Origin of the sequence: Bogoriella caseilytica (genome assembly GCF_003752405.1) — a bacterium.
Taxonomy (GTDB): Bacteria; Actinomycetota; Actinomycetes; order Actinomycetales; family Actinomycetaceae; genus Allobogoriella; species Allobogoriella caseilytica.
Genome location: NZ_RKHK01000001.1, coordinates 485,501 through 503,416, shown reverse-complemented (window position 1 = coordinate 503,416; position 17,916 = coordinate 485,501). Strand labels below are relative to the sequence as shown.

At 70.8% G+C, this 17,916-nt stretch carries 16 protein-coding genes; 6 read left to right on the top strand and 10 right to left on the bottom strand.

What is annotated here, in order from left to right; genetic code table 11:
- Nucleotides 1–106: 106 nt before the first annotated feature.
- Nucleotides 107–865 carry a TIGR03089 family protein gene (locus tag EDD31_RS02260; RefSeq protein WP_245990771.1) on the bottom strand — a complete coding sequence of 253 codons (759 nt, stop codon included), beginning with the start codon at nucleotides 863–865 and terminating at the stop codon, nucleotides 107–109.
- 119 nt (nucleotides 866–984) lie between these two features.
- Here EDD31_RS02260 and EDD31_RS02255 point away from each other — a divergent pair, with 119 nt between their 5' ends.
- The 3 genes from EDD31_RS02255 to EDD31_RS14680 are packed head-to-tail and all read left to right on the top strand — an operon-like array spanning nucleotide 985 to nucleotide 6,563.
- On the top strand, nucleotides 985–1,317 hold the full coding sequence (locus tag EDD31_RS02255) for a WhiB family transcriptional regulator (RefSeq protein ID WP_123302720.1): 333 nt from the start codon (nucleotides 985–987) through the stop codon (nucleotides 1,315–1,317).
- 24 nt (nucleotides 1,318–1,341) lie between these two features.
- Nucleotides 1,342–4,995, top strand: a complete 3,654-nt coding sequence (locus EDD31_RS02250; RefSeq protein WP_123302719.1) for a glycosyltransferase — start codon at nucleotides 1,342–1,344, stop codon at nucleotides 4,993–4,995.
- On the top strand, nucleotides 4,992–6,563 hold the full coding sequence (locus tag EDD31_RS14680) for a DUF5719 family protein (protein WP_170163153.1): 1,572 nt from the start codon (nucleotides 4,992–4,994) through the stop codon (nucleotides 6,561–6,563). Before EDD31_RS02250 ends, EDD31_RS14680 begins: the two co-directional genes overlap by 4 nt.
- Nucleotides 6,564–6,592: 29 nt before the next feature.
- Here EDD31_RS14680 and EDD31_RS02240 read toward each other — a convergent pair whose 3' ends face one another.
- Nucleotides 6,593–7,048, bottom strand: coding sequence for a metallopeptidase family protein (locus EDD31_RS02240; RefSeq protein ID WP_342768010.1), 456 nt, complete (start codon nucleotides 7,046–7,048; stop codon nucleotides 6,593–6,595).
- Nucleotides 7,049–7,112: 64 nt separating this feature from the next.
- Between EDD31_RS02240 and EDD31_RS02235 the strand changes: the two genes are divergently transcribed.
- Both EDD31_RS02235 and EDD31_RS02230 read left to right on the top strand, forming a co-directional pair.
- Complete coding sequence (locus EDD31_RS02235) at nucleotides 7,113–7,532, top strand: DUF3499 domain-containing protein (RefSeq protein ID WP_123305020.1); 420 nt, start codon at nucleotides 7,113–7,115, stop codon at nucleotides 7,530–7,532.
- Complete coding sequence (locus tag EDD31_RS02230) at nucleotides 7,529–7,744, top strand: Trm112 family protein (protein ID WP_123302718.1); 216 nt, start codon at nucleotides 7,529–7,531, stop codon at nucleotides 7,742–7,744. Before EDD31_RS02235 ends, EDD31_RS02230 begins: the two co-directional genes overlap by 4 nt.
- Before the next feature lie 59 nt (nucleotides 7,745–7,803).
- Here the strand turns inward: EDD31_RS02230 and EDD31_RS14830 are convergent, their stop codons facing one another.
- The 8 genes from EDD31_RS14830 to EDD31_RS02190 all read right to left on the bottom strand — a co-directional run bounded on the left by EDD31_RS14830 (nucleotide 7,804) and on the right by EDD31_RS02190 (nucleotide 16,863).
- On the bottom strand, nucleotides 7,804–8,715 hold the full coding sequence (locus tag EDD31_RS14830; RefSeq protein ID WP_211336033.1) for an SH3 domain-containing protein: 912 nt from the start codon (nucleotides 8,713–8,715) through the stop codon (nucleotides 7,804–7,806).
- 152 nt (nucleotides 8,716–8,867) lie between these two features.
- A complete protein-coding gene (locus tag EDD31_RS02220; protein WP_123302717.1) occupies nucleotides 8,868–9,848 on the bottom strand; it encodes a glycine betaine ABC transporter substrate-binding protein in 981 nt (326 codons plus the stop codon).
- A 56-nt stretch (nucleotides 9,849–9,904) separates the two neighbouring features.
- Nucleotides 9,905–10,855 (bottom strand): ABC transporter permease, encoded by a 951-nt coding sequence (locus tag EDD31_RS02215; RefSeq protein WP_123302716.1) that lies wholly within the window; start codon nucleotides 10,853–10,855, stop codon nucleotides 9,905–9,907.
- Nucleotides 10,852–12,084 carry a quaternary amine ABC transporter ATP-binding protein gene (locus tag EDD31_RS02210; RefSeq protein WP_483964260.1) on the bottom strand — a complete coding sequence of 411 codons (1,233 nt, stop codon included), beginning with the start codon at nucleotides 12,082–12,084 and terminating at the stop codon, nucleotides 10,852–10,854. Before EDD31_RS02210 ends, EDD31_RS02215 begins: the two co-directional genes overlap by 4 nt.
- A gap of 279 nt (nucleotides 12,085–12,363) precedes the next feature.
- Nucleotides 12,364–13,608, bottom strand: a complete 1,245-nt coding sequence (locus EDD31_RS02205; RefSeq protein WP_245990768.1) for an ABC transporter permease — start codon at nucleotides 13,606–13,608, stop codon at nucleotides 12,364–12,366.
- A complete protein-coding gene (locus EDD31_RS02200) occupies nucleotides 13,605–14,510 on the bottom strand; it encodes an ABC transporter ATP-binding protein (RefSeq protein ID WP_123302714.1) in 906 nt (301 codons plus the stop codon). The genes EDD31_RS02205 and EDD31_RS02200 overlap by 4 nt, the downstream gene beginning before the upstream one ends.
- Before the next feature lie 116 nt (nucleotides 14,511–14,626).
- Nucleotides 14,627–15,409 carry a response regulator transcription factor gene (locus EDD31_RS02195; RefSeq protein ID WP_123302713.1) on the bottom strand — a complete coding sequence of 261 codons (783 nt, stop codon included), beginning with the start codon at nucleotides 15,407–15,409 and terminating at the stop codon, nucleotides 14,627–14,629.
- Nucleotides 15,406–16,863, bottom strand: a complete 1,458-nt coding sequence (locus EDD31_RS02190) for a sensor histidine kinase (protein ID WP_123302712.1) — start codon at nucleotides 16,861–16,863, stop codon at nucleotides 15,406–15,408. Before EDD31_RS02190 ends, EDD31_RS02195 begins: the two co-directional genes overlap by 4 nt.
- A 148-nt stretch (nucleotides 16,864–17,011) precedes the next feature.
- Here EDD31_RS02190 and EDD31_RS02185 point away from each other — a divergent pair, with 148 nt between their 5' ends.
- Nucleotides 17,012–17,902: an SH3 domain-containing protein gene (locus tag EDD31_RS02185; protein ID WP_148058840.1), complete on the top strand. Its 891-nt coding sequence runs from the start codon at nucleotides 17,012–17,014 to the stop codon at nucleotides 17,900–17,902.
- Nucleotides 17,903–17,916 lie beyond the last annotated feature (14 nt).

The following is a 17,916-nucleotide window of genomic DNA, read 5'->3' as shown; positions in this document are numbered from 1 at the left end:
GACGCCACCCATCGGATCGTTCAGCTCTTGCGTGCCAGGCGACGCCAGATGGCCCGCAGGAAGACCGGGTGGTCCTTGGTGCGAACGATCACGTCGACGGTGGCCATCAGCCCACCTTCTCATCGTCGGCGATGCGCGACCGGCGCTCGGTGTCCGCGGCGACCTCGGGCGAGAGCAGCACCACCGAGCCACCGTTGCACCACACCTGCACGCAGTCTCGCAGCAACTCGTGAACGTCGCGAGGTGCGATGAGGCGGCGTTCGCCGGGCGTGACCGCGGAGCTGCTCGCCCACGCCGCCAGGCCGCCGAAGCTCACGCCGTCCAACGCGGCATCGTCAGCACTCGGCGACAAGGTGTATCCGAGCTCATCGCCGTAACCGAGGATCTCAGAGGCCGCATCGATGGCCCCTGGGGGAAGTGCGCTGCCGTCCGGCCCGCCATCCCAGGAGCGTGCTAGTCCTGGAAGAGCGACGGCCAGGATCAGCTCGGCGGCGTCGGCTGCCCTGGTGCGGCCCGGAGCCCAGCTGGCGAGGGCATTCAGGCGCGTGGGCTGGGATGCACTTGCGTGCGGCGGAGCCTCATCGGCGCTCTCGTCCTCGATCAGGCTGACCGCAGCGCCAGCGGTCCAGGCAGCCAACGTCCACACAGCGGCCCGCCAGTGGACCGGCATGTGGACACCGACGATCGCTTCTGGCTGGGCGTCCGCCTCCTCCACCAGCAGGTTCGTGGCCTTCACCACCCAGTTGCTGAGCACCCGGCCGGAGAGTTCCACGCGTTCCCCGCCGGTCCCGTACCAGGTCAGCCGGGGGGTGGTGCCGGCACCGGCCAGATCGGCCAGCAGGGCGTGCGGCATCAATGCGGTCATGGTAGCCAGGCTATCGGGCGATCTATCACGACCAGTGCACCGACGAGGGCTTGACGCGCAGGAGTTACGCCTATGTAATTCGTAGTCAAGGAAGCCCGGCGGTCGATGGGGAGCGGAACGTGTGGAACATACTCGGAGACGGCCCATTGAACCCGAACGGCGGACGTGAGCGCGAGCCACGGACCCCGGCAGACGTCTTGCGCCTGGTGGCCGCCGAGAATCCCGAGGAGGGGGCTCTCGGCTGGCAGGATCGTGCGCTGTGCGCGCAGACCGATCCGGAGGCGTTCTTCCCCGAGAAGGGTGGCTCCACTCGTGAGGCCAAGCGCGTCTGTACCTCCTGTGACGTTCGTGCCGAGTGCCTGGAGTACGCCCTGGAGAGCGATGAGCGCTTCGGGATCTGGGGCGGGCTCTCCGAGCGCGAACGCCGCAAGCTCAAGCGCCGGGCGATCTGACGTCCCCTCTCCCGCTCGGCTGACATGACGGCCGCTCCCAGCCCTGCAGCCGCCAGCTTCCGCACCGCTGCCGGGCCAGCACGCCCCAGCACCCTGGCGGTGGTCGTCACCGCCGGCGTGTCCCGCTACCTGCCCCGCACCCTGCGCGGCCTGACCGCACAGGATCACCTCCCCGAGGTGGTCGTGATCGTGGACGTCGCCGGCCCGGACCGCGACGTCGGCACGGGCGTTCCGGTCCATGACGCGGTGATCGAGGCCGGGCTGGCCGACGCCGCCCTGGTGCGCGTGGTCCGCGCGCCGCAGGCACAGAACTTCGGTGCCGCGGTGCGCGACGGACTCGCCGAGTACCACCGGCTTGTGGAGCGCGCCGCTGAGCGGGCACGCCGGCGTGAGGAGCGCGGCGGTGAGCACACCTCCGACGCCCCGCTCACCGGTGAGGTCTCCCCGGTGACCACCGGCGAGATCCGCGTGGTCGCGCCAGCATCCGGCCCCGCCGGCGCCGGCTCCGAACCCGAGTGGCTGTGGTTGCTGCACGACGACTCCGCGCCCGCGCCGAGCGCCCTCGACCACCTGCTCCGCGCCGTCGAGTCGGGCCGGTCCATCGCCCTGGCCGGGCCGAAGCAGTGTGGCTGGGCCGACCCGGATCAGTTGCTCGAGGTGGGTATCACCGCCACCCGCACCGCCCGGCGCCTCCCGGAGATCGAACCGGGCGAGATCGACCAGGGTCAGTACGACCATCGCGAGGACGTCCTCGCCGTCGGCACTGCCGGGGCGTTGGTGCGCCGTACGGTCTGGGATGAGCTCGGCGGCACCGATCCCGCCCTCGGGCCCTTCGGCGACGGACTGGAGCTGAGCCGCCGAGTGCGCCTGGCCGGCCACCGCGTGGTGGTGGTGCCCGCAGCGGTGGTCCACCACGCGCAAGCCTCCCTCCTCGGCCAGCGGCCGGCCACGCCCGAGGAGGCCGCCGCGGAGCTCCCCGAGCCCGACTTGCGCCGATCCTTCCTGCCCCGGCGCCGTGCTCAGATCTACAACGCCGTCCTGGCGGCGCCGGCGCTCGCGGCACCCCTGATGGTGCTGGGGTATCTCGTCCTCGGTGCAGCCCGTGCGCTCTGGCGGGTGGCCACCAAAGAGATCGGCATGGCCGGGGCCGAGCTCGCCGCGCCGCTGGGGGTGCTCGGCCAGGCGCTCCCTCTCATCCGGGCTCGGAGCCGCACCACGCGCCGCTTCCGCCCGGCCGCCCTGACACCTCTCGAAGCGCGAGGCGCCCAGCTGCGCCGGGCCCGCCGCGACCTGCGCCGCACCCAGGCCACGGCCCATCAGCGCCGGGTCGCGCCCAGTGAGCTCGAGATCGCCGAACGCGCTGCCGTGGCCCGGCGCCGCCGGCTCGGCGCCGGGGTGACCACGCTGCTCCTTCTCGGGCTCACCCTGGCGGCCTTCGGGCCGTTGCTCACCGCCGGTCCGCTCACCTCCCAGCCGGCCGGATCGGGCGCCGGCGGCCTGGCCGCTGGCCAAGGCGCCCTCCTGCCCGCCGACCTCAGCGGCGCGGAGCTGTGGGAACTGGCACGTTCGGGGTGGCTGGCGGCCGGTATCGGTGCGCCCGGCCCTGCGGACGCGTTCTGGCAGATCCTCGCGATTCCCGCCCTGTTGGGCGTGAGCGGGAACAGCGTGATCACCGCGCTCATCGTCTTCGCGCTGCCGCTGGCCGGGCTCGGGGCCTGGTTCGCCGCCGGGGCCGCCTCCCGCGCCGTCTCGCTGCGCGCCCTTGCTGCGCTGAGTTGGGCGCTGGCCCCGGCCCTGCTGCTCGCCGCCGGCCACGGACGCCTCGGCCCGCTCCTCGCTCACCTCGCCCTGCCCTGGGCGGTCCTGGGTGCGGTGCGGGCCCTCGGTGTGGAGCGACGCGATCGCACACACACCGGCGTGGGGACCGTAGCCACCCTGGGCGCCAGCCGCGCCGGCCGGGTGGCAGCCGGCGCAGGATCGGCGCTGGCGCTCGCGGCGGCATGCGCCGGGGCGCCCGTGCTCCTGCCTGCCGCGCTCCTGGCCGCGGTCCTAATGTGGCCGCTCCTGCCGGTGCGACGCCGCGGCTGGGTGCTCGCCGCCATCACCGTGCCCGCGCTGGTGGTGCTCGCACCACTTCTCCAGGCCGCGGCAGGAGACCTTCGTGGCGGGAGCTGGCGCATGCTGCTCGCCGGCGGAGCGCCAGCTCCCGTGCCGGCCGCGGAGCCATGGGAGGTGCTGTTGGGCTGGCCCGCTGCGCCCGTGGCCGTGCCGGTGAACGGCTCGGGAATCATCGGGTGGCTCGGTGAGCACGCCTTGCTGCTGAGTGGCGCCGCCCTGGGAGCCGGCGCCGTGCTGGCCCTGCTGCGCGGCACCTCCCGGGCTCGCGCCGTGCGCGCCGGATGGCTGCTCGCGCTGACCGGACTGGCCGTGGCCCTGATCGCCCAACGCACCGAGGCCGGACTGGCTCCTGCCGGCGACGGTGCCCTGGAGGTGGTCCCGGCCTGGGCCGGCGCAGGAACCTCGCTGCTCCTGCTCGGTGTGCTGATTGCCGTCCTCACTGGCGGCGACGGCCTCCACCGTGAACTCGCCACCCGCAGCTTCGGTTGGGCGCAAGTGGTGGCGGGAGTGCTGGGCCTGCTCCTCTTCGCCGGGCCGCTGCTCACCGGGGCCGGATGGCTCTGGGCCGTGCATGCGGGCACTGATGGTCAGCCCGGCGCCACCGAACGCACCGTGGCCATTGCCGTGGCGGGCCGCGAGGGCGAACAGGTGCCCGCCATCGCGCAGCAGTACCAGGAATCCGGCACCCGCGGCCGCGTGCTCGCCCTGCGCCCGGACGGCGAGGGCGTCCAGGCCGAGGTCTGGCGGTACCCCGGCAGGCAAGGCATCGAGGAGTCGGCCGTCCGGTCCTTCACCGAACTCCGCGCACACACCGAGGGCGAGGCCGGCCTGCATGGCGCCGGAGCCTCGGCGGCGCAACTGAGCGCTGAGCTCCAGGAAGTGATCGCCTCCCTGGCCGCCGGGGGAGAGGTCGATGCGGCCACGGTGCTCGGCCACCACGCCATCGGGGTGGTCGTGCTACCGCCCGGGGTGCCTGCCGATGCTGATGCCCGGGCAGCGCTGGCGAACCGCCTCGATGCCGAAGGCCTGGAGTACGTCACCGAGAACCCCACGGGAGCCTTCTGGCGCGTGCCGGTGGCCGCCGGGGCAGGCTCGGTGGCCCGCGCCCGCATCCTCGACGCCGATGGCACCGTCGCCGGGGATCTCCCGGCCGGTCACGTGGGAGTCGAGGCCGAGGTGCCGGCCGGTTCGAGCGGCCGGCTGATGGTGCTCGCTGAGCCCGCTGATGCCCAGTGGCGCGCCTGGTATGACGACGAGCCCTTGCGCAGCCTGGCGCGTGACGGCCAGCAAGCCTTCGCCCTCCCGGCGGAGGCGGGCACCCTGCGCCTGGACTACCACGCGCCTCTGAGCAGCGTCTGGTCGGTGGCTCAGGTCGTGGTCCTCGCCCTCACCGGTCTGCTGGCCCTGCCGCTACGACGCCGCCCGGGCCGCGCCGTCATTGAGGAGACCGAGGTGCCAGAGATCGGAGGAACGGAACCCGGAGGAACGGAACCCGGGGACGGCGAGCCCACCGACGCCGAGGCTGCGGAGCAGTCCGAAACCGCCGGGGAGGGCGCGTGAGAATCCTGAGAGTGCTGGCCCGGGTCGTCTCCGCCGTCGTCCTGCTTGCTGCCGCCGTGGGTGCGATCATCCTCGCGGAGCAGTACCCGCCCGCAGCACCGGCCACGGTCACCGGTGAGGCCACCGCGGTCTCCGCCGGGCCCCTGTCGCTGGTGTGCGCCGGGCCGCTGGAGCTGACCACCGGCGAGCAGATCGCCATCGACCCGGAGACCGACGCCGATCCCGACCTGCTCGTGCCCGCCTCCCGCACCGAGGTGTTCACGCTGGCGCGCGACGGCAACGGATCGAGCGACGCGGCGGAGGCCGAGTACCAGCTCGAGGGCGACACACCTGAGGGCCTGACGGTCATGGGCGATCTCCGCGCTGCGCAGATCGACGATCCTGAGTCCGGCGGCATCCTGGAGGCCCAGGCGGTCGGCGGCGCCGCGGCACTCGCAGCCGGTGCCTCGGTCACCATGACCGAGGCCGGTGACCTACGCGGCCTGGCCGGCACCTCGTGCCAGCGGCCGGCCTCGGCCACCTACCTGGTGGGCGGCTCCGGAGACGTGGGTTCCTCGACGAGGCTGACGCTGACCAACACCGGCACCACCTCGGCCACTGCCTCCGTGACGCTGTGGTCGTCACTCGGAGAGGTCCCGGCCCCGCAGCTCGACGAGATCTCCCTGGCCCCCGGCGAATCTGAGCACCTGCTGCTCGAGGCCATCTCCAGCGATCCAGATCTGGCTGTGCGCGTGGAGAGCCCGGGCGGGCAGGTGAGTGCCTACGCCCAGGAACTGCGCCTCGACGGCATCGTGCCGGCCGGTGCCGACCTCTTCGGGCCCGCTGCCCCGCCCGCACCGGACTTCCTCATCCCCGGGGTGCTGCTGACCTCCGCCGCGGAGGACGGCGCCGACCCGGACGAGGCTGAGGAGGAGGAGGCAGAGGAGGGCGAGGCAGACGAGCTCGCGCCCGAGACGCCGGCGCGGCTTCGCCTGGTCAATCCCGGCGAGAGTGAAGCGCGCGCCACCGTCCAGCTGCTTGGCGAGAGCGGCCCGGTCGATCTCCCCGGCGCCGAGAACGTCACCATCGACCCCGGCGCGGTGCTGGAACTGAGCCTGGCCGTCGTCGACCCGGGCGCGTATGCCGTGCACGTGGTGGCCGATGAACCACTCACCGGCGCGGTCCAGCTCGCACGCACCGGTACGCCCGGACCACTCGACCCCTCCACCGCGCCGGTCGACCGCGCCTGGGCGCCGGCTGTCTCTCCCGCGGCCGCGGCACTCATCCCGCTGCCCGCACTCGCGGACGCGACAGTCCTGATGAGCAACAACGGCGCGGAGGCCGCCGACGTCACACTCGCCGCCATCGAGGGTGACGGCAGCATGGGAGCACCGGAGACGGTCGAGATCGACCCGTGGTCCACCCGGGTGATCGACGCCGAGGGGCACGCGCTGCTCGTGCAGACCGACGGCGCCGTCTCGGCTGCCGCCGTGCTGCGGGCCGACGCGGCCGACGGGGAGCTGATCACCGTGGCCACGCCTGTGCCCGATGCCGCCGAGGACCTCGCGGTGCGCGTCACCGTGCGTTGAGCACCCGGCCGAAGCCGGCCAGCGGTGCCTCAGAGATCCGGGTCGACATCCTCGAGCGGGATCGACAACAGGTGCGAGATCTGCTCGGCCAGCACCGTGCGCACCAGGATCTCGAGTTCGTCCTCGCTGCTCGCGCGGGTCAGCAACGGGCGCCGGTACACCACGATCCGGTCATTGAGCCCCGCCAGGCGATCACCGGGAAACGATCGGCCCAAGGGAACGGCGCGATGCTCCCACGGAGCGGGCTCCGAGGGCGGAACCTCCTCCACCCCGAACTCCACACCCGCGAGCCGATCGGTCAAGCGGTCCTCCAGGCGCTCCATGCAGGCAAGCACCAGATCGTCGAAGCGATCGCTCCGCGTGCGCCAGGCCGGCATGATCGAGGGCATCAGCGGCCCGCGCAGTCCTCGGCCCCGGCGGTCGCGGCGTCGCCCCATGTGCCGCACCGGCAGGGCGGGGATGAGCGCCTGGGGGTCATCGGTCACAGGGTGAGCGTAGATGGGCGCGGGGCATGGTGCCGAATGGGTGCGGCGAGGTAGCGTCTGCCGGGTGAGACCAGTCCGTCAGTGCACCCGAGCCGCCTGCAGTCGTGCAGCGGTGGCCACGCTGACCTATGTGTACGCGGATTCCACCGCAGTGCTGGGGCCACTTGCTCGCGTGGCCGAACCGCACTCCTACGACCTGTGCGACGTCCACGCCGAACGCCTGACCGTGCCGCGCGGCTGGGATGTAGTGCGCCTGGCCAGCGACTTCGTGCCCGCACCGCCGTCGGAGGACGATTTGCTCGCCCTGGCGAACGCCGTCCGCGAGGCCTCACGCACGCCCCCGGCCCAGCAGGTGCCGGCGCAGCGGCCGGTGGGCGGTCGGCCCGAGCCGGTCACTCACCATCTGGACGAACCCCACCTCGGCGACGGGGAGATCACCCGCCGCGGGCACCTGCGCGTGTTGCGCGGAGAGGGAGACGAATGAACACGGCTTCCGCACCCTCCCCGGCCCTGCCCGGCTGGGTCCAGCAGATCCTGCGCTGTCCGGTCACCGGCTCCGCGCTGACCGAGCAGGCAGGGCCTGATGGCATACCGGAGCTGGTCTCCGCCGAGGCCGGCCCGGACGGCGCCCGTCTGGCCTACCCGGTGTGCGACGGCATCCCGGTGCTCCTGGCGCACGAGGCCCGCCGGGTCTGATTCCGCAGGCCGGACGGGCTGAGCCCGCAGCCCTGGGCCCGCTGCCCTGAGCCCGCCACTCAGAGGCAGAGATCGTCCTCGCTCAGCCCGCGCAGGCAGATCGGCTGGGTGGACACCCCGGTCACGGACCAGCCCTCTCCTTCATCGGCCACGGTCAGATTAAGGCGTTGTCCGCCGACCGAGTCATCGCCCGGTCCGGTGACGTCCACGATGTAGCTGCGGGTGTCGTGACTCTCGTGGTCTGTGGCCCAGATGCCGGCGATCGTCCACCGGGGTTCCGGCAGCGGGTTCTCGGCGTAGGCCTCCAGCGTGCGCACGCCGACGGACTCCGCCAGGGCATCGGGATTCTCTGCCGGCGGTACGTCGGAGTAGTCCTCCGTGTTGCCCTCGGCGGCCTGCGGCACGTAAGCGAGGTAGGAGACCCCCACCCAGCCGTACCCGTCAGCGAGCTCGACCTCGGCCCACCATCCGCCGTCGAAGATCACCTCCCGGCCGGAGAGCATCGGGCGCCAGACGGGCGGGTACTCGCCCACGATCTCCTCCTCAGCGCCGGGCAGGGCGCGCACGTGCAGCACGTCGTCGTGCTCGACGAAGACGACATCGGCCAATCCTGGCTCCGAGAAGTACATCGGGGTCAGGTCACCGGGCAGGTCGGCGTCGGCTGCGCGGCTGGTGCCGCCCGGTGGCAGCTCGGTGGTGTCCTGGAGGGACCGCGGTTCCTCATCGGCCTCGAGCAGGTCATCACCGGCGTCCTCCTCCGTGGGCTCAGTGGTGGGTTCCTCACCCGTCGCCTCCGGATCCGGCTCGTCCTCGTCGGTGGGCTCGGGAGTTGACGGGGAGGCCGTCTCCTCCGGCGTCGGTTCCTGCTCCGGTGGCTCCGGTTCTCCGCCACATGCCGCGAGCGCGAGGGTCAGCACCGCTCCGACGGCGAGCGGTGTGACGGGGATCTTCCTGCTGGGGGCGTGTCGCATGTCAGCGTCCTTTCGTGGGGAGGTGTCCACTGTGGAGGACATCCGCGGGTTGTGCAGGGTGGCCGGGCCGAGCGCGGATTCCGGCTCGCTTCCGGTGGGCAGACGAAAGCCCGGCCTCCACGAGGAGACCGGGCTTTCGCATGGGCGCACGATCAGTCGATGCTGGGCACCGCGTCGGGGTTCTCGTCCTGGAACTGCTGGACGCCGGCGGCCGGGTCGTCCTCGTGGTCGACGGCCACGGCGCCTTCGAGCGCGCCGTAGGTGTCGTCATCCAGGGTCAAGCCACCGAGCCAGTCGGCGACGTCCGGGAACTCAGCCGAGAACTCGCTGTTCGCGATGAAGTGCAGGCCCTCGGGATCGCCGAGCGCACCCTCGGGGTCGTCCAGGTCCTTGACGTCGAACTCGGCGTAGGCCCAGAACGGACGCCACAGGGTCACCACGATGTCCTCTTCGGCGTTCATCGCCTGCTCGAGCTCGGTGAGCATCACCGAGGTCGAGGACTCGGCCAGGTCGAAGCCGGCCTCGTCGAGCCCGTAGGTGGGGAAGACCGTGTCGGCGGTGACCTCCATGTGACCGGCGCCGGGCTCGATGCCGACGATCTGGCCACCGAGTGCGTCGACGTGGTCGGGCAGGTCGGTGATGGAGTCGATGTCGCTGTACTCCGGCACAGCGAGGGTGAGCACCGCGCCCTCGTAGAACATGCCGAGGTCCTCGACATCGCCCTCGTAGCTCTCCATGTAGCTGCCGTGGGTGAGCGGCAGCCAGGCGGAGGGGTAGATGTCGACATCGCCGCTGGCGAGGGCGGTGTAGAGCACGCCGGCCTCGGTGAACTCCTCGTGCACCACGTCGTACCCGGCCTCGGTCAGGTGGTAGTCGAGCAGGTAGGCCATGGAGAGGCCGTCGGTCCACGAGGGCAGGTAGCCCAGGGTGATGGTGCCGCCGTCGCCGGCAGCATCGTCATCGGACTCATCCGCCGGGTCGTCGCCGTTCTCGTCGCCGTTCTCCGTGCCCGGCTCTTCCGGGTCGGCGCCGTTGTCGCCGTTGTCGCCGCAAGCGGCGAGGGTCAGGGCCAGCGCTGCGGTGGCGGCCACGGCGACCGGGAGGCGTCGTGATGTCAGTCGGGTGTCTCGCATTGTCTCTTGTCCTTCTCTCTCGATTTCCGAGGTTGAGGGTGGTGCAGGTCGGGTACTTAGAGGCGCTTGGGCGGGCCGCCGGCCACGCGCTCGGCCGCTTCCGTTCCGGCGGCGCCGTCGTTGCCGGGTTGCGCCCGGGCCGTGCGCATCTGGTCGCGCAGCATGGTCCACAGGGTCTTCCCGGTGGGCTGGCCGATGGCGCCGGTGAGGCGGTCGAGGAAGATCGCCAGGACGACGACCGCCAGGCCGGCCTCGAAGCCATTGCCCACCTCCACGCGGGAGATGGCGGCGACGACTTCGCGGCCGAGGCCGCCGGCGTTGACCATGCCGGCGATGACGGCCATGGACAGCGCCAGCATGATCACCTGGTTGACCCCGGCCATGATGGTCGGCAGTCCGAGCGGGAGCTGGATCCCGCGCAGCACCTGGCCGGCAGTGCCGCCGAAGGCCACACCGGCCTCGACGGTTTCCTTGTCCACCTGACGGATGCCGAGCTCGGTGAGCCGCACCACGGGCGCGAAGGCGAAGATCATCGTCGCGATCGTCCCGGGTACCACGCCGATGCTGAACAGGATCACGACCGGGATCAGGAAGACGAAGGCCGGCATGGTCTGCATGAAGTCCAGCACCGGTCGCACGATCGAGCTCACCCGGTCACTCCGGGCGGCGAGGATGCCGATGGGCACTCCCAGCAGGATGATGATCAGCGTGGCGGTGAGGATCATCCCGAGCGTGCTCATCGCTGCGGGCCACAACTCCATGCTCTCGATGAGCAGCATGCCGGCCAGCGTGAAGACGCCGAACTGCCAGGAGCGCAGGGCGAAGGCGAGCAGGGTGAAGATCGCGATCGTCACCAGCGCGGGCGGGAACTGCAGCACGCCGATGATCAGGTCCAGTGGGTAGCTGAGCACCGTGATGATGAGGTCGAGCAGCCACTGGAGGTTGGCTTTGATCCAGTCGACGCCGTTCTCGATGGTGTCGCCGATGGGGAGGCGGGGCAGGTTCATGATGCGACTCCGGACGGCTCGAGGGGGGAGTGGCCGGCGGCGCCGTTCGTGCCGATCGTGGCGGTCGGTGCCAGCGCGGCGAGCAGGGTCACCAGCGGGATGATCCCTTCGAGTCGGCCGGCGTCATCGACGACGGCGATCGGGGCGCGGCTGGTCGCCGCATGCTGGAACAAACCCTCCAGGGGAGTGTCGCGGGACACCGCGGCGACGCCGTCGCGAAGTGGCAGTTCCGTGCTGCCCTGACTGACGGCGGCGGCGACGTCGTTCTCCCACACAACGCCCTGCACGGTGCGATTGCGCGCCACGACGAGCAGCGCGGGCGTCTGATTCTCGCGCATGAGTTTGTGCGCGGCCTTGGGTCCGGAGTCCGGGCCGACGACGGCCACCGGCCGCTCCATCACCGCCTCGGCGGTGAGCACCTTGGCGCGGTCGACGTCGGCGACGAACTGCGAGACGTAGTCGGTGGCCGGCTCGTTCAGGATCTGCTCGGCGGTGCCGGACTGAACGATCCGGCCGTCGCGCATCATGGCGATCTGGTCACCGAGGCGCATGGCCTCGTTCAGGTCGTGGGTGATGAAGAGGATGGTCTTGCCCAACTTGCTCTGCAGTTCGAGCAGCTGATCCTGCATGTCTTTGCGGATCAGTGGGTCGAGGGCGGAGAAGGCTTCGTCCATCAGCATGATGTCGGTACCGGCTGCCAGGGCGCGGGCCAGGCCCACGCGTTGGCGCATGCCGCCGGAGAGCTCGGAGGGTAGTGATCCGCCGGAGCCGCCCAGCCCCACCATCGCCAGGGCTTCCTCGGCGCGACGTTCCCGGTCGGAGCGATTGAGGCCGCGGAGCTGCAGGGCATAGGCGGCGTTCTCGCCCACCGTGCGGTGCGGCAGCAGCGCGAAGTGCTGGAAGACCATGGAGACCTTGTTGCGGCGGACCTCGCGCAGGGCTTTGGCCGAGAGATCGGTGATGTTCTGGCCATCGATCTCCATGGCTCCTGCGGTGGGCTCGAGCAGGCCGTTGACCATGCGGATCAAGGTGGACTTCCCCGAGCCGGACAAGCCCATGACCACGAAGATCTCGCCTGACTTCGCCTCGAAGCTGGCGTCGATCACGGCCGCGGTCATGCCGTGGCGCTTCAGAACTGTTCGGTCGTCCCCCTGCTCCAGCATGGAGACCCCGCGCTGGGGGCGCCTGCCGAAGATCTTGTAGACACCTGCTGCTCTGATGTCGCTCACGTTCACCTCGGATGCCTGGGCGTCCCGCGCTCGGATGACCGCGGGTGAAGTCGTCATCGATCCCGAGGCATGACGGACTCGGGCGATGTCGCAGCTAGCACCTTGGCAGGGCGAGGGCCCTCGCGGCCAGCGGGGTTCATCGGGGGTGTATGGGGAGTTCTTCCCGCTCTACTGCCGGAAAGTCCGGATTTCACGGCTTGGGCATCGTTACGGTGTTGTGACTATTACGGATGCGACAAGGCCGATAAAGTGGTATAAGTCTCGCCCACCCGACGTTGCCTACGTCTCGACGCGGAGCGCCTGACGCCACCCGAGGGCAGTGCCGCTCTGCAGGACGGCGCGCTGGTAGACCGCGGCGGCCAAGCGCACCAGGAGATAAGCGGTGAGCACATTGCCGGCGAGCACCAGCAGGACCTGCCACAGCGGCACTGACTCGCTCAGCATCCGGATCGGCATCGCCGTGGTCGAGACCAGCGGAACATAGGAAGCAACGGTCAAGATCGTGCCGCTGGCGAAGGCGCCGATGAAGGTGGCCAGGAAGATCACCATCATCACGGGCGTGCTGTTGGAGTTGAGGTCCTCGGTCCTGCTCGCCATCGAGCCGAGCACGCCCCAGACGGCGGCCAGGGCGAAGAAACCGACCGCGAAGAACACCATGAACCAGCCGGCCGAAGTCAAGATGAAACCGATATCGGCGACGAGGTCGGTGAAGGTCAGGGCGAGGAGCCCCGTGGCGGCGAAGATGATGATCTGAGCGAAGGCCAGCACCGAGTTGCCGATGACCTTGCCCATCAGCAGATGGCGGATCGGGACCGCGGTGGCCAGGATCTCCACCACGCGGTTCTGCTTCTCCTCCAGCACCGAGGTTGCGATCGTCATGCCGAACATGATCGCGGCCATATAGAAGAGGAAAGCGAAGGCGAAGCCCACGATCCGTGCGATGAACGGATCCTCGGAGTCGGACTCCAAGAGGTCCACGGTGAGTTCCGATCCGGCGGTGAGCTCGTCCACCGTGGTTCCCGCGGCGGCCGCATTGGCGGCCATCGTCTCGGCCGAGACGGCTTGGGTCAGCGCAGCGCGCAGGTTCTCCGGCACGTCGCTCAGCCCGGTCAGGGTCCAGTCCTGACCGTCGCGGATCAAGGCGGCCTCGGCCTCGCCGTCCTCCACGGCTTGCCGGGCGGCCTCCGGGCTGCCGGAGTCGATCACTGCGATGACATCATCCTCGCCCAGGAAGGCCTCTCCCGCCTGAGCGACGGTGGCCTCCTCGGCTCCCGCCACCGCGACCACGTACTCGGCGGTGCGGCTGTTCATCCACGCGGAGAACACGCTGGCGCCGGCGATCATCGCGACGGTCACCACGATGCCGATGATGTAGTTCCGATCGGTGAGCTTGACGGCCATCTCGCGTAACGCGACCGTCAGCCACGGGCGGGCCACAGGAGAACTGTGTGCTCCTCCACCGGCGGCGCCGGAGCCGGCGGCGGAGGTGCGGGTCTCGGCAGGGGACTGGACGGGCGCGCTCACTGGACAGCCTCTCGGAAGATCTCGGACAGGGTCGGAACGATGGGGGAGAATTCGCGCAGGCCGCGATCGACGGCCGCTCGCACGGTCTGCTCCCGCGCGGAGTCTGCGGTGAACTCGATCACCGCAGAGTTCCCGGCGACGTCGATGACGTCCACCCCGGGTTGGCCGCGCAGCCAGCCGGCGTCACCGTCGGTGGTGAGGCGGTGGCGCCGCGGGCCGCGCGCCCGCAGCTCATCGGAGGTTCCGGCGGCGCGGACCGTGCCGTGGGCCAGCACCACCAGCGAGTCACAGAGCCGATCCACCAGGTCGAGCTGGTGGGAGGAGAAGAGCACGGGGACGCCGTCACGGGTCCGTTCGCGCAACAGGCCGACCATGGAGTCCACGGCGGCCGGGTCGAGGCCGGAGAAGGGCTCATCGAGAATCAGCGCCGTGGGGCGGTGCAGCAGCGCGGCGGCCACCTGGACGCGCTGCTGGTTGCCGAGGGAGAGCGACTCGAGCTTGTCCTTGAGACGCCCGCCCAGATCGAAGCGTTCGAGCAGTGCGGTGGCCTCGTTGCTGGCGTCCTTGCGCGTCATGCCGCGGAGCTGACCGAGGTAGATCAATTGGTCCAGCACCGGCTGCTTGGGGTACAGGCCCCGCTCCTCGGGCATGTACCCGAAGGAGGCCCGGTCCCGGAGCCCGATGGGGCGCCCATCCCAGCGGACCTCGCCCTCGTGGATGCCGAGGACGCCCATGATCATGCGCATGGTGGTGGTCTTTCCCGCGCCGTTGCCGCCGACGAACCCGGTCATCCGGCCCGGTTCCACGGTGAAGCTCACTGCGTCCACGGCCGTGCTCTGACCGAAGCGGCGCGTGAGGCTGTCCACCTCGATCCGCTTCGTTCCACTCGTTGCGGTGGTCATCGCGCTCCTCTCGCTTGCCCGCCGGGCCGAGATGGCCGGGCGGGGTGCTCGTGCTGGAACGACGTTACGGCGAGGAGGCGCCGGGACTCATCCCTCGGCAGGCGGAGTTCGCGAACTCATCCCTGAGGGGGAGTGTGGCTGCTCGCGGCAGGCGGAGTCGCCCCGCCGTCTGAGGTCACACCGGCCTGGTGCGCGAGGACGACCGCCTTGACCCGGTCGCGGGAGCCGGTCTTGGACAGCACGTTCGACACGTGCGTCTTCACCGTCGACTCGCCGAGGAAGAGCTGCTGGGCGATCTCGGAGTTCGACAGGCCGGTGGCCATCAGTCCCAGCACCTCGCGCTCGCGAGCGGTCAGCTGGGCGATCGCTGCTTCGGCGGCGGGGTCAGGCACGGCAGCGGCCGGGCTGGGGCTGGACGGTGCGGCCGCATCACCGGCTGCGCCACCCCGGTCCGGCAGCCGAGCGGGGGAGGTCCGTGCCGGCCCGCTACGGGCGAAGCGCTGGATCACCCGCATGGTGACTTCCGGGGCGAGCAGTGCGTGCCCGTGGGCCACCGCACGGATGGCTTCAACGAGGTCATCCGGGTCAGCGTTCTTCAGCAGGAAACCGCTCGCCCCGGCTGCGAGTGCGTCGAAGAGATAGTCCTCGCGGTCGAAGGTGGTCAGGATGACCACCTTGGCCAGGTCGCGGCGCACGATCTCCTCGGTGGCGGCGATGCCGTCCATGACCGGCATCTGCACATCCATCAGGACCACCTCGGCGCCGGTCTCCTCGGCCATGCGCACCGCCTCGGAGCCGTTGGCGGCCTGACCGACCACCTCGATGTCCTCCTCGATGGAGAGCACCAGGGCGAAGCCGGAACGGACGAGTGCCTGGTCGTCGGCGATGAGCACCTTCATGTCAGCCCTTCCAGAGCATCGAGCGGATCCGCTGCGGGCATGGTGGCGGTGCGTAGGCGATAGCGCGCCCGCACACGCCAGCCCGCACCGGTGCGGCGCGGGCCGATCTCGATCTCGCCGCCATGCAATGCCACGCGCTCGCGGATACCCCGGAGGCCGAATCCGCTGCCGGAGGTCTCCCCGGCACGCGGCCGGCCGCTATCGACGATCTCCGCTTCGATCCAGCACGGACCGGGGGGAGGGGCCGCGCCGGAGCCCGGGCCGCCGGGCTCCTGGTCGACGGGGCCCTGGGCGCTGGGATCTCGGCCGCTGCGCACCGTGACTTGGACCTGTGAGGCGGTGGAATGGCGCAGCACGTTCGTCAGGGCTTCCTGCACGGTCCGGTAGAGCGACAGGGCGATCGGGTCCGGGACGTCCGCGAGATCGCCGGGCTCGTCGTCGGCGAAGCGCAGCTCCACCTCGAGCCCGGAGGAGGCGAACTCCTCGACCAGGGCATCCAGGTCACTCAGCCGAGGCTCGGGCGCCCGGGTGGGTGTGGCGGGCGCACCGGACTCCTGCGGATCGTCGTCCTCGCGCAGTACGCCCAGCAGGGAACGCATCTCCCCGACCGCCTCCCGGCTCGAGCTCTCCACCGTGCGCAGGGCCTGGGCGGCACCGTCCGGATCCCGGCCGAGAAGCCGCCTGGCCGCACCGGCCTGGATGCCGATCACCGAGACGTGGTGGGCGACGACGTCGTGCAGCTCCCGGGCGATGCGCAGGCGCTCATCCACCACGGCGCGGCGGGCGATCTCGGCCGCCTGGCTGCGGATCTTCTCCGACTGCTCCTCCAGCTGAGCGCGCCGGAGCGCCGAGCGCCAGGCGGTGCGCCCAGCCGCGAGGGCGCCACCGAAGAAGGCGACATTGACCAGGGTGTCGTGCACGACGGACGCGGTGAGCTGGTTGAAGGGGCCCGCCGGATCGAGGTCGGCGCTGAAGAACTGTTCGAAGCTTCGGACCGTGGCGTAGTTGAAGATGATCCAGAAGGCCATGCCGAGCAGGACCACGGCCAGCGCCCCGCGCATCAGCCGGCGGTCCGGCGCCCACGCCACACTGCTGTAGAGCAGGGCGAAGTAGGCGGCCTGGAAGGGGACGGAGACGTAGGCGTCCATGCTCAGGAAACTCAGGGCGAAGAACAGCACCGAACCGAGCAGCACCATGGCGATGGGGAATCGGCGCCGCAACGTCAATGGCGCGATCATCACCGCCGTGGCCACGTAGGGCTGCCAGGTGGCGTCGCTGTCCATCCGGATCCCGATCGACAGCGTGGCGGCCATGAGCGCCAGAGCGAGAACGAGGTAGATGCCCGCTCCCAGCAGATCGCGGCGCAGACCGGCCGCCGTGGGGCGCGGTCGTGCCCAGTCGGCGTCGTCGGGCGCGCCCTCGCCGGTGACCGGGGCGTCGTGATCAGGAGCCATCGCGGCCAGAGTACGGGGCCTGCCGCCGAGACAACTCCTCCCAGCGGATGAGTCCTGCCGGCTCGGGCGGGGAGGGTCGCTGCCATAGATGCGAGTCAGTACTCAGGTTCTTAGGGTGGAGTGACACGACCACGGAGAGGTGAGAGCCATGCGTTCGATACGCCCAGGCATGATCACGATCACCGCGGCCGCGGCACTCATGCTGGCCGCATGCGAAAACGGGGACGAGCCGGATCAGCCGGATCCCGGAGTGACGGCGACCGACGAGCCGACCGAGAGTGAGCCCACGGAGGAGGACACCGACGAGCCGGAGCCCGAGCCGGAGCCGGAACCCACCGACGAAGCCGGCGATGAGGGCGACGAGAACGGCGCCGGCGAGGGCCAGGACGACGGCGCCGGCCTGCCGCCGGGGGGTGTGGAACGGGTGGACGAGAGCGCGCTGCCCGGGACCGAGACGATGATGTATTTCTCCACCGAGGGCAGCACGGCCAACGTGGTGCGGGTGGAGTATGACGACGTGCTGAACGTGCGGGCGATGCCGGCGGCCGACACCGAGATCGTCGGCGAGATCGAGCCCACCGGCGCCGTCACGCTCGCCGGCCGTGAGCGCATGGTGGAGGGCAGCGGGGATCTGTGGGCCGAGGTCGAACTGGCCGAGGGCTACGGTTGGGTGAACAGCACCTACCTGGCCTTCCTTGCCGCCACCGAGGACGTCACAGCCGACTTCGACGAGGTGCCACCGGCGGAGGAACCCTCAGCCATCGCGAACTCGGTGGGTGAACGCGTGGCCGACTCCCTCGAGGGCGACGACGACGCCCACGGCCCGTGGCCCGAGTGGGTGGTCATCGGGTCCACGGAGGTCGATGGCGGCTGGGCCTCCTGGGTGGATGTGACCGGGATGGGCGACGACTCCGTCCTGGGCTACCGCTACCACGTCGTCATGAGCGAGACCGAGGGTTACGAGATCCAGTCGGTGTCAGCCACAGCGATCTGCAGCCGCGGCGTCTCCGAGGAGGACGGAGAGATGCTCTGCCTCTAGGCGCGCTCGGAGCG